Source organism: Escherichia sp. Lx600-2, assembly GCF_036662595.1.
In the GTDB taxonomy this organism is placed as follows: Bacteria; Pseudomonadota; Gammaproteobacteria; order Enterobacterales; family Enterobacteriaceae; genus Escherichia; species Escherichia coli.
Map to the genome: position 1 here is coordinate 1 of NZ_JAYQWM010000096.1, position 11,748 is coordinate 11,748.

13 protein-coding genes are annotated in these 11,748 nt (G+C 44.7%); all 13 read left to right on the plus strand.

Features of this window, described 5'->3' with window-relative positions; genetic code table 11:
- The first annotated feature begins 195 nt into the window (after nt 1-195).
- Nucleotides 196-1,134, plus strand: a complete 939-nt coding sequence (gene paaA / locus OQV04_RS20980; RefSeq protein WP_042843391.1) for a 1,2-phenylacetyl-CoA epoxidase subunit PaaA — start codon at nt 196-198, stop codon at nt 1,132-1,134.
- A 33-nt stretch (nt 1,135-1,167) separates the two neighbouring features.
- Nucleotides 1,168-1,455: a 1,2-phenylacetyl-CoA epoxidase subunit PaaB gene (gene paaB / locus OQV04_RS20985; protein WP_004262911.1), complete on the plus strand. Its 288-nt coding sequence runs from the start codon at nt 1,168-1,170 to the stop codon at nt 1,453-1,455.
- 10 nt (nt 1,456-1,465) lie between these two features.
- Nucleotides 1,466-2,224 (plus strand): 1,2-phenylacetyl-CoA epoxidase subunit PaaC, encoded by a 759-nt coding sequence (gene paaC, locus OQV04_RS20990; protein ID WP_071547599.1) that lies wholly within the window; start codon nt 1,466-1,468, stop codon nt 2,222-2,224.
- Between the two features lie 4 nt (nt 2,225-2,228).
- A complete protein-coding gene (paaD, locus tag OQV04_RS20995) occupies nt 2,229-2,738 on the plus strand; it encodes a 1,2-phenylacetyl-CoA epoxidase subunit PaaD (protein WP_042843389.1) in 510 nt (169 codons plus the stop codon).
- Nucleotides 2,739-2,748: 10 nt separating this feature from the next.
- Nucleotides 2,749-3,807 carry a 1,2-phenylacetyl-CoA epoxidase subunit PaaE gene (gene paaE / locus OQV04_RS21000; RefSeq protein WP_042843388.1) on the plus strand — a complete coding sequence of 353 codons (1,059 nt, stop codon included), beginning with the start codon at nt 2,749-2,751 and terminating at the stop codon, nt 3,805-3,807.
- Between the two features lie 8 nt (nt 3,808-3,815).
- Entirely contained in the window at nt 3,816-4,589 is a 774-nt protein-coding gene (gene paaF, locus OQV04_RS21005) for a 2,3-dehydroadipyl-CoA hydratase PaaF (RefSeq protein WP_048605483.1), read from the plus strand.
- A gap of 2 nt (nt 4,590-4,591) precedes the next feature.
- Nucleotides 4,592-5,386, plus strand: a complete 795-nt coding sequence (gene paaG / locus OQV04_RS21010; protein ID WP_272678408.1) for a 2-(1,2-epoxy-1,2-dihydrophenyl)acetyl-CoA isomerase PaaG — start codon at nt 4,592-4,594, stop codon at nt 5,384-5,386.
- A 2-nt stretch (nt 5,387-5,388) separates the two neighbouring features.
- Nucleotides 5,389-6,939 carry a 3-hydroxyacyl-CoA dehydrogenase gene (locus OQV04_RS21015; RefSeq protein ID WP_166696987.1) on the plus strand — a complete coding sequence of 517 codons (1,551 nt, stop codon included), beginning with the start codon at nt 5,389-5,391 and terminating at the stop codon, nt 6,937-6,939.
- On the plus strand, nt 6,936-7,376 hold the full coding sequence (paaI, locus tag OQV04_RS21020; RefSeq protein ID WP_332642809.1) for a hydroxyphenylacetyl-CoA thioesterase PaaI: 441 nt from the start codon (nt 6,936-6,938) through the stop codon (nt 7,374-7,376). The genes OQV04_RS21015 and paaI overlap by 4 nt, the downstream gene beginning before the upstream one ends.
- Nucleotides 7,373-8,575 carry a 3-oxoadipyl-CoA thiolase gene (gene pcaF, locus OQV04_RS21025; protein WP_240133366.1) on the plus strand — a complete coding sequence of 401 codons (1,203 nt, stop codon included), beginning with the start codon at nt 7,373-7,375 and terminating at the stop codon, nt 8,573-8,575. Before paaI ends, pcaF begins: the two co-directional genes overlap by 4 nt.
- A 112-nt stretch (nt 8,576-8,687) precedes the next feature.
- Nucleotides 8,688-9,998: a phenylacetate--CoA ligase PaaK gene (paaK, locus tag OQV04_RS21030; protein ID WP_042843380.1), complete on the plus strand. Its 1,311-nt coding sequence runs from the start codon at nt 8,688-8,690 to the stop codon at nt 9,996-9,998.
- 152 nt (nt 9,999-10,150) lie between these two features.
- Complete coding sequence (paaX, locus tag OQV04_RS21035) at nt 10,151-11,089, plus strand: phenylacetic acid degradation operon negative regulatory protein PaaX (RefSeq protein WP_042843379.1); 939 nt, start codon at nt 10,151-10,153, stop codon at nt 11,087-11,089.
- A 21-nt stretch (nt 11,090-11,110) separates the two neighbouring features.
- A complete protein-coding gene (gene paaY, locus OQV04_RS21040; RefSeq protein ID WP_042843378.1) occupies nt 11,111-11,704 on the plus strand; it encodes a phenylacetic acid degradation protein PaaY in 594 nt (197 codons plus the stop codon).
- Nucleotides 11,705-11,748 lie beyond the last annotated feature (44 nt).

An 11,748-nucleotide genomic window follows, 5' to 3' on the forward strand; every position in this document is an offset into this window, starting at 1 on the left:
AAAACCACATAAAACATACAGAATATAACCACTTGTTTATATTGATTTAATAATTATTAATTGTGAAGCGCATCGCAAAAGCAGGTTAATAAACATTGACCTTTTTGTTAACCATTCCTAGCATTAATGTTAAATAAATATGATTCACCATTCAAAAATTACATTTAATTTTCGAATCACTTAATGGAAAAATCAATGAGCGAGCAAAATCAGGCTAACTTCGAAGCCAAAATCGAAGCCGATATTTCCATCGAGCCCAAGGACTGGATGCCCGATGCTTATCGGCAGAACCTTATCCGCCAAATAGGCCAACATGCCCATTCGGAAGTGATTGGCATGTTACCGGAAGCAAATTGGTTAACACGCGCACCAACACTGCGCCGCAAAGCTATCTTACTGGCCAAAATTCAAGATGAAGCAGGGCATGGTCTATATCTGTATAGCGCAGCAGAAACCCTCGGTTGCTCTCGCCAAGACATTTACCAAAAACTACTTGATGAAAAAATGAAGTATTCCTCCATTTTCAATTATCCCACATTAAGCTGGGCTGACATTGGTGTAATTGGTTGGTTAGTCGATGGGGCAGCCATTGTAAACCAAGTGGCTCTGTGCCGCGCATCATATGGGCCATATGCACGCGCCATGGTGAAAATTTGTAAAGAAGAAAGTTTCCATCAACGTCAAGGTTATGAAGCAGTTATGGCGCTTGCACAAGGAAGTGAAGAACAAAAAGCAATGCTGCAAGATGCAATAAACCGCTTTTGGTGGCCTGTACTGACAATGTTTGGCCCAAATGATTCAGACTCACCGCATAGCGCACAAAGTATGGCTTGGAAAATCAAGCGCTTCAGTAATGATGAATTACGCCAAAAATTTGTGGATAACACAGTTCCGCAGGTTGAAGCACTCGGCATGACTATTCCTGACCCTGATTTGGTTTGGGATGAAGAACTTGGTCACTACCGATTTGGCGAAATTGACTGGGAAGAATTTTATCAAGTCATTAAAGGTAATGGCATTTGTAATCACGAACGTGTTGGTGCGAAACGCAAAGGATGGGAAGACGGTGCTTGGGTACGTGAAGGCGCAATGGCACATAGTCGCAAACAAAAAGCCGTTAAATCTGCCGCTTAACTCATTTAACCACTTACTGAAAAGGAAAAACCCATGAGCAATCAAGATTGGCCACTGTATGAAGTTTTTGTCCGTAGCAAACAAGGGCTTGCTCATCGCCACGTTGGTAGCTTACACGCGGCCGATGACCAAATGGCGCTGGAAAATGCCCGCGACGCCTACACAAGGCGCAGCGAGGGCTGTTCGATTTGGGTGGTAAAAGCTGCACATTTAATCGCCTCACAGCCCGAAGACAAGAGCACATTTTTTGACCCTGCAGATACCAAAGTCTATCGCCACCCAACTTTCTATACCATCCCTGATGGTATCAAAAACATGTAAGGAGCTTACGATGGATCAACAACAACAGCTCCACCACTACACATTAAGGCTCGGTGATACCCCATTAATTCTTGCACAGCGCCTATGCGAATGGTGTGGCCATGCCCCTGAAATTGAAATTGACCTTGCACTGTCTAATATCGGCTTAGACTTATTGGGGCAAGCTCGTCATTTTTTAAGTTATGCAGCGCAATTAAAAGGGGCCGGATATGATGAGGACACCCTCGCTTTTTTGCGTGATGAAAGGGAATTTAGCAACCTATTACTCGTCGAACAACCGAATAATGACTTTGCCGATACCCTAGTGCGCCAATTCTTTATAGATGCTTATCACGTTCCATTATATGAATCACTGATTCATAGCCACGATAAACAACTCTCAGCGATAGCTGAAAAATCCTTAAAAGAAGCCCTTTATCATTTACGTTTTAGCCGTAATTGGATGATCCGCTTAGGGGATGGTAGCGAAGAGAGTCACAGGAGAATTCAGCGCTCCGTTGATGAATTATGGCGCTTTACCGGTGAACTCTTCCATGCAGACGCTATTGAAGTTGCACTCAGCGAGGTGGGCATAGCCGTTGACCCACGCAGCCTAAAAGAAACTTGGCTAAATACGGTCAATGAAACATTTGCCGAGGCGACACTCAATATACCTGAAAAAGAGGCCTATCGCATCGGTGGTAAGCAAGGTAGCCACACTGAACACTTAGGCCTGTTATTAACACAGCTGCAATTTATGCAACGTGCTTACCCAAATAGCCAGTGGTGACGTGATGGAACAGAGACTGCAACCTAACCAGCTTCAATCCCCCCAAGTTCATGTGATCTGGCAACAGCTTCAGCAAATTCCTGATCCTGAGCTGCCAGCACTCTCTATTACTGATCTTGGCATGATCCGCAATGTGGTACCTAACAAACAAGGGTGGAAAGTTATTTTTACACCTACCTATTCTGGTTGCCCAGCAACTGAATTTTTAATCAATGAAATCAAAACGGTTCTTGGTAAAGCAGGGTTCCAAAATATCGATATTGAAGTGATGCTGACCCCAGCTTGGACAACTGACTGGATGAACCAAGACGCCAAAAGGCGCTTACGGGAATTCGGTATCGCACCCCCGCAAGGAACATCCTGTGAACACCCTGAACACAAAGGTGCTGTCTGTTGTCCACGCTGTGATAGCCAACAAACAGAAAAAATTAGTGAGTTTGGTTCAACAGCCTGCAAAGCATTGTATCGCTGCACTGAATGTTTAGAACCGTTTGATTACTTTAAATGTATTTAGGGGCACCCTCATGACTGTATTCCATCGTTTAAATATTGCCGCTATTGAACGTGACACCCCTGATGCTGTCGCAGTGACATTCAGTGTTCCTGATGCGTTACGCGAGCAATATCATTATCGACCAGGGCAACACCTGACTTTAAAAGCCTCCATTCAGGGGGAAAATTTACGCCGTTGTTATTCTATTTGTAGCTCACCCGATGAAAACACACTGAAAATTGGCGTTAAAGCGATCTACGAAGGTCGGTTTTCCAATTTTATCAACCAACATCTAACTGTCGGTGATAGCCTTGAGGTGATGATCCCTCAAGGGCAATTTGGCTATCAACCTGAGCCGAATACTCAGGCGCACTATCTTGCTATCGCTGCCGGTTCAGGGATCACCCCCCTACTTTCGATTATTAAAGCCACATTACAGACGGAAACCAAAAGTCACTTTGTGTTGATTTATGGTAACCGCAATAGCCGTTCGGTGATGTTTAAAGAAAGCATTGCAGACCTCAAAAACCGGTTTGCACAGCGTTTTCAAGTACTTTACCTATTTAGCCAAGAGCAACAAGATAGCGAGTTATTAAGTGGACGCATCAGCCAACAGCAGCTCAATGCATTAGGTAAAACGTTATTGAATTTTCAACAATTTGACCGCGCTTTTATTTGTGGTCCAGAAAGTATGATGGATGAAGTACACGACACATTAATCAATTATGGTATGCCAAAAGAGTTTGTTCATACCGAGCGCTTTAATACATCCGGTATCAAATTCAAGCCGACCTCCGCCCTCGCCACCGAAACTCGTCAAGTCAGTATCCACCTTGATGGTCGCACAATGAACATCAGTATGGATAGCCAAGATGACAGCATTCTTGATGCCGCTTTACGCCAAGGAGCCGACTTGCCCTATGCCTGTAAAGGTGGGGTTTGCGCAACTTGTAAATGTAAATTGCGTGCAGGAGAAGTCGAAATGGGCGTCAATTATAGCTTAGAGCCTGACCAAATTTCTGATGGTTATATTCTTAGCTGCCAGTCTTGGCCTAAAGGAGATGGCGTCGTTCTGGATTTTGATGTGTAGGAGCCACAATGGAAAACCCTTGGATTTTATCTCACCAAAACAACCGGGTACTGACACTGACACTCAATCGGCCAGAAGTACGCAATGCATTAAGTACCGATTGTTTAGAACTCTTAGTGCAAAACTTAGAGCAAGCAGCAGCCAATGATGAGATTGGCGCGATCGTTATCACTGGGAATTCACGTTTTTTTGCTGCTGGCGCTGATCTTAAAGAATTACAGCAACAAACCGTTGCTAACGCTATCACTGATAGACGACCCCAAGTATGGCAGCGGCTCTCAATGATATCAAAACCTATCATTACCGCTGCTAATGGTTACGCCTTAGGCGCTGGGTTTGAACTACTGCTTGCTAGCGACATCATTATTGCGGGGGAGTCCGCACGTTTCGGCTTGCCTGAAATAACACTCGGTTTAATACCCGGTGCGGGAGGGACACAACGGCTGATCCGCTCCGTTGGTAAGTCTCTTGCCATGCAAATGGTACTCACAGGGGAGCCTATCAATGCAAAACACGCTCTTCAGGCAGGGCTAATTAGCGAAATTTGTGTGGATGAATTAGTTGTTGAACGAGCTCAGAAAATTGCGCAACGCATTGCAATACATGCACCTTTAGCGGTTCGGGCGGCAAAAGCTTCGCTAATTCATTCCCAAGAAAATCATTTGGCTGAAGGTTTACAACTTGAGCGTCAGTACTTTGTCGCCTTAGCCGGCACCGAAGATCGACGCGAAGGGATCGATGCATTCTTTGAAAAACGAAAACCTCAGTTTACAGGGAAATAATTATGACAAACCAAGCGATGATCCTCGCAACGCAAGAGAATGGGGTCCTCACTATTACATTAAACCGCCCCGATCGACTTAATAGCTTTAACGATGAAATGCATCGTCAGCTTAGTGATGCTATCAAGCTTGCGGAACGAGATGAAACGATACGCTGTTTAGTGATCACCGGAGCTGGTAGAGGGTTTTGTGCTGGCCAAGACCTTAACGACCGGAACGTCAGCGTAGGTAACGAAACGCCTGACCTTGGTTTCTCCATTGAAACCTACTATAACCCGTTAATCCGCCGTTTAACCTCTTTGCCAAAACCAATCATCTGCGCCGTTAACGGTGTTGCTGCGGGTGCAGGCGCTGCCATTGCCCTTGCAGGGGATATCGTAATTGCAGCAAAAAGTGCGAGTTTTATTCAATCATTCTGCCGCTTGGGGCTCGTTCCCGATTCTGGTGGAAGCTGGTTTTTGCCCCAACTTGCAGGCCATGCAAGAGCCATGGGAATGGCATTATTAGGCGATAAAATTAGTGCAGAGCAAGCCTTGCAGTGGGGAATGATTTGGCAAGTCACGGAAAACGAAGAGCTATCCGATACCGTAAACCAGTTGGCTATGCATTTAGCTACTCAACCGACTTACGGTTTAGGGTTAATCAAAAAAGCGATTTACGCCGCGGCAACCAATACCCTTGATGAACAACTTGACCTTGAGCGTGATTTACAACGCTTAGGGGGGCGTAGTGAAGACTACCGCGAAGGGGTCAGTGCCTTTTTAAATAAACGCGAACCGCAATTCAAAGGGAGATAACCATGACATTACCTTTGAATACTCGCATCCAGACTGTAGCCGTAATTGGCGCAGGCACCATGGGCATTGGTATTGCGCAAGTGGCAGCTACAGCAGGCTTAACTGTTTTACTGTTTGATGTTAATCAACAGGTATTAACCCAATCAGTATCAGCAATGACCCAACGTTTACGCAAACGGGTTACCCAAGGGAAAGCTGAAGCCAAAGCGACAGAAAGCATCATCGAAAACATTACTGTGGTGCAAAATTTATCTCAATTAGCGAATGCGCAACTGGTCATTGAAGCTATCGCAGAAAAATTAGAGATAAAACAAGCTATTTTTAACGATTTAGAAGCTATTTGTAGCGAAAAAACTATATTTGCAAGTAATACCTCATCGCTCTCAATTACTGCCATTGCCAGTCAATTAAAGCACCCTGAACGCCTTGCTGGGCTGCATTTTTTTAACCCCGCCCCCGTGATGAAGTTAGTCGAAGTAGTTCGTGGGTTAGAAACATCAGACCACGTTATTTCACAATTAAAAATATTGACCAAGTCATTCGGTAAAGTCCCTGTTATTTGCCGTTCTACCCCTGGTTTTATTGTTAACCGAGTGGCAAGACCATTTTACGCAGAAACATTACGAGCCCTTGAAGAGCAAATTGGCAGCCCCGCAACGTTAGATTGCGCAATACGCGATGCAGGTGGATTTGCCATGGGGCCATTACAACTTACTGACTTAATTGGCCATGACATCAACTATGCGGTGACTGAATCGGTGTTTAAAGCCTTCGGCTATGACCCACGATTTCAAACCTCATTAATGCAGTTAGAATTAGTTCAGGCTGGGCATTTCGGTCGTAAATCAAAACAAGGTTTCTATCATTACGATGATAACAAACCGCAACCTAAGCCATTATTTGCAGCAAAAGCCCTTCTTGACCAACCACAACAGGTCAAAGTATGTGGGAATTGGCAAATATTTCCTGAATTTGTGCAGCTTTTATCTGAAAGTGGGATCTCACTCGAAGGATCAACACAACAGCAAGAACAATCCCCAACACTCATTGTTAATGACGTTATTATTATGTTAACAAATGGTGAATCAACATCATCTCATGCGCAAAAGTTGGGGCAAGCTGTCGTGCAATTTGATTTATCTGCTAATTACCTTGCCGCAACGGCAGTCACTCTCAGCTGTGCTGCACAAAATAACGTGCAACAAAACCAGCAAGCAATTGCATTTTTTCAATCGCTTGGGAAAAACGTGATTGTACTACCTGACTACCCTGCACTCTTAGCAATGAGAACTGTTGCGATGTTATGTAATGAAGCGCTGGATGTCGTCAATAAAGGGATAGCAACCACACTGGATACAGATAACGCCATGCGTTTTGGTGTGAATTACCCCAAAGGCCCTTTAGCTTGGGGAGCGCAACTTGGCTGGCAACGAGTATTAACAGTACTTGAGCACTTAACACAGTTTTATGGGGATAGCCGCTATCGGCCCAACCCATTATTAAGGCAGTTAGCTGTAGGCCATCAATCTTTATCTTTCAAGGAGTTGCTATGATTTCCGTACCAAATGTTACCCTTGCTCAACAATCAGCCCACATGATGTACAAAGATGACGCATGCGCAAAAGCTATGGGCATGTCTATTGAAAAAGTAGAGGAAGGTTTTGCGCAACTAAAAATGCCGATTACAGCACAAATGCTAAATGGCCATAAAACCTGTCACGGGGGGCAACTCTTTAGCCTTGCAGATACCGCCTTCGCCTATGCCTGCAACAGCCAAGGGCACGCTGCTGTTGCCTCTATGTGCTCTATCGATTTCATTCGCCCCGGTTTTGAAGGTGATTTACTCACTGCAATAGCGCAAATGAAACATCAAGGTAAACAAAATGGCCTATATGAAGTTGAAATAGTCAACCAAGGCGGCAAAACATTAGCCTTATTTCATGGTCGTTCACATCGGCTGGGGCACCGTCTAGTAGGAGAACCATCATGATTGACGCCTATATTTGCGACGGTGTTCGCACACCTATTGGCCGCTATGGTGGTGCGCTTGCATCATTACGCCCCGATGACCTCGCCACTGTGCCTCTCAAAGCATTAATGGCGCGGCACCCACAGCTAGATTGGTCACTAGTCGATGACATTATTTTAGGTTGCGCAAACCAAGCAGGGGAAGATAACCGCAATGTCGCGCGTATGGCCAGTTTACTGTCGGGCTTACCAGTTTCTGTTTCCGGTACCACCATTAACCGATTATGTGGTTCAGGCCTTGATGCTATTGCGTTTGCGGCAAGAAGTATCAAAGCGGGAGAGTCTGGTTTGATGATTGCAGGTGGCATAGAGTCAATGAGCCGCGCCCCTTTCGTAATGGGAAAACACGAATCGGCTTTCTCACGACAAGCTCAAGTCTTTGATACGACAATTGGCTGGCGGTTTATTAACCCGTTAATGGAACAACAGTTTTCAACTGACTCTATGCCAGAAACAGCTGAAAACGTTGCTGAAACATATCAGATCAGCCGTGAGGACCAAGATGCTTTCGCCCTGCGCAGCCAACAACGTACTGAAGCCGCAAGAATCAAAGGTTTTTTTGCGCAAGAAATAACCCCTGTCACCGTTAAACAACGCAAAAATGAGTTACTTGTCACTGAAGACGAGCACCCTCGTGCGGAAACAACTTTTGAACAACTACAAAAACTAAAAACCCCTTTTCGTGAAAACGGAACGGTCACCGCGGGTAATGCTTCAGGGGTCAATGATGGTGCTGCTGCATTAATCATTGCATCCGAAAGCATTGCTAAGCAGCAAGGGCTTACCCCACGAGCACGCGTTATCGCGACGGCGACTTGTGGTGTTGAACCAAGGTTGATGGGAATTGGCCCACTTCCTGCTGCATTAAAAGCCCTAGAGGTTGCCGGCCTAAGTATAGAGCAAATGGATGTTATTGAATTAAACGAGGCCTTTGCAGCACAAGCACTGGCTGTCTTAAGGGGGTTAGGTTTACCTGACGATGCCCCACATGTTAACCCCAACGGTGGGGCGATATCCTTGGGTCACCCATTAGGTATGAGTGGTGCAAGGCTGGCCATTGCCGCTGTCAACGAACTCCATCGCAAACAAGGTCGCTACGGGTTGTGCACCATGTGCATTGGTGTTGGTCAAGGGATAGCTATGGTTATTGAACGAGTCTAAACAACGTCTTAATACCAATAAAAACAGCCTGAACCCTACACCTGCTCAGGCTAAAACCAGAAACAACATCAATGTGAACTGGTAAATATAATAATTATGAGGACTGGCAATTATGAGCATGATACAAGACAACATCGACCCAATCGAATTTGCCTCACGCGATGAAATCGAGTCATTACAGTATTCTCGGATGAAGTGGACACTCACTCACGCATATGAAAATGTGCCTATGTACCGTAAGAAATTCGACGATGCAGGGGTACATCCTGACGACTTTAAACAACTTAGTGATATCGAAAAATTCCCTTATACAACAAAGCAAGATTTACGTGAAAACTACCCATTTAGTACTTTCGCAGTGCCAATGGACCAAATTATTCGTATTCATGCATCCTCTGGCACGACAGGCCGCCCGACAGTTGTTGGCTATACCCAACGGGATATCGATAATTGGGCTGATTTAATTGCCCGTAGCCTACGCTCAGCGGGGACTGTTCGCGGTGATAAAGTTCATGTCGCCTATGGTTATGGTTTATTTACCGGTGGTCTAGGTGCTCACTATGGTGCAGAGCGCCTTGGTGCTGCGGTGATCCCAATGTCTGGTGGCCAAACAGAAAAGCAAGCGCAACTAATCGCCGATTTTAAGCCTGATGTCATTATGGTAACCCCATCGTATTGCTTAAGTATCATCGATGAGCTTGAAAAAATCATGGGTGGAGATGCTAGTAAGTGCTCACTTAGATTAGGTGTATTTGGTGCGGAACCTTGGACTGAATCACTACGCTCAGAAATTGAAACTCGCCTTGGGATCAAAGCATTAGATATTTATGGTTTATCAGAGGTCATGGGGCCAGGCGTAGCTATGGAGTGTGCTGACGCAGGCGCTAGCGGCCCAACCATCTGGGAAGACCATTTTTACCCAGAAATCATTTCCCCTGATACACTTAAAACACTGGGGGATGGTGAACATGGTGAGTTAGTGTTTACTACCCTGACAAAAGAGGCTATGCCTGTTATTCGCTATAGGACTCGTGACCTGACTCACTTAATGAGCGGGGTAAATCGTAATATGCGCCGTATTGGTAAAATTACTGGTCGCTCTGACGATATGATGATTATACGTGGCGTAAATGTCTTCCCTTCCCAAATTGAAGAACAAATTATGCAATTCAAAGAGCTATCTCCACATTACCAATTAGAAATTGGTCGCCAAGGTAATATGGATAATTTGTCAGTCCGCGTGGAGCTCAAGCACCCTGAGCAACTTACCTATGATGAGCGCTGCAATATTTGCCATCATTTAAAACATCGTATCAAATCGATGGTAGGGATTAGCACCCGGATCAGTATTGTCAATTGCGGTGATATCCCCCGCTCCCAAGGTAAAGCGGAGCGTGTTATTGATACTCGAATTGCGATTTAATTCAACTCATTAAGGCATATTGAAGTTAGCTTATTTGGTATGCCTTAATGCCAAAAAATAGCACTAATTAAAGGTAATGGAAGACAACTTTTAAATTTATGTCTACTATTCAGTAAGCCTTCTGATACATAAATTTTATAGATGAAATATAAATGGATAATAAACTCAGCCAATTTATACAACATGCCATAGAAAGCCAACCCATTAGCGGGACCTCTCTGATTAGCTCACTCTACGGTGATGCTTTACATCACCGCGGAGGCGAGGTGTGGTTAGGCAGTTTAACCAAACTATTAGAGCCGATGGGGTTTAGCGATCGCTTTGTTCGCACTTCTGTGTTTCGTTTACAAAAAGAAGGCTGGCTAGATGTTGAGAAAATTGGTCGCCGTAGCTACTACCGCATTTCTGAACGCGGGCAAAGCCGATTCCGCCGAGCAGAAAGTAAAATCTACCTTGCTGAACAGCCTGATTGGGATGGGAAATGGGAACTACTATTATTGGAAGCGGCTGATAAAGATGAAAAAACCAGGCTAAAAAAAGAACTTAGCTGGCTAGGGTTTGGCCAATTTAATACCTCTCTCATGGCAGCACCGAGCTGCGCACAAGCTGATGTTCCTTCTCTATTAAATGAGCTCAATGCCACTGAGCACGCCATCTATTTTCATGCAGATTACCCTTATAGCCGTTCAGAAAAAAACTTGAAAGAGTTAGTATCACAAGCTTGGTCTTTGCAAGAAATATCAGAGCATTACCACCAATTTATTTCATTATTTAGGCCCTTGGCACTACTCCTTAAAGAGAATACTGAGCCACAAATATCCCCAGAACATTGCTTCCAATTACGTTTGTTGTTAATTCACTTCTATCGCCGAGTCACACTAAAAGACCCTTTGTTGCCTGATGAACTGCTTCCAGCACAATGGGAGGGCCATATTGCTCGCCACCTTTGTACCAATATTTACCAACGAATTGACCAAGCCGCAACACAATATGTTTCAGAACGATGTGAAACCACGGTAGGGGAACTTCCTCAACCTTCGAGCGCCTACTATCGGCGTTTTGGCGGAGTTTTAAGAGATATCGCCGCCTAAACTTACATTAAAGGAGCCTATATGCCTTTTTATCAAATTGATGGTATTACACCTGTCGTCAGCACTGAAAGCTTTGTTCACCCTACCGCGGTTGTCATTGGTGACGTAATCATTGGCAAAAATGTCTATATCGGCCCCAATGCCAGCTTACGAGGTGATTTTGGCCGCTTGATCATTAAAGATGGTGCCAATATTCAAGATAATTGCATCATGCATGGGTTTCCACAGTACGAAACCATCGTCGAAGAAGAAGGGCACATCGGTCATGGTGCGGTTTTGCATGGTTGCCATATCAAACGTAACGCTTTAATCGGTATGAATAGCGTGATTATGGATGGAGCAGTAATTGGTGAAAACTCAATTGTGGGCGCCTGTGCCTTTGTAAAAGCTGAGGCCATATTTCCAGAAAATAGCTTGATTGTTGGAACGCCTGCCAAAGTGTTACGTGCGTTATCAGACAAAGAAATTGCTTGGAAAAGCAGTGGGACAAAAGATTACCAAAATTTAGTGATCCGCTGCCTAAGTACCTTTAAAGAAGTTGCCCCTTTACAGGAAGTTGAAACCAACCGTCCTAAACTTAGCTTTGAGAACATCATTCCCAAATCTCAGCTATAGAATGAAAAAGGAGCAAACCTATTTGCTCCCTCTTTTGGGCCAAA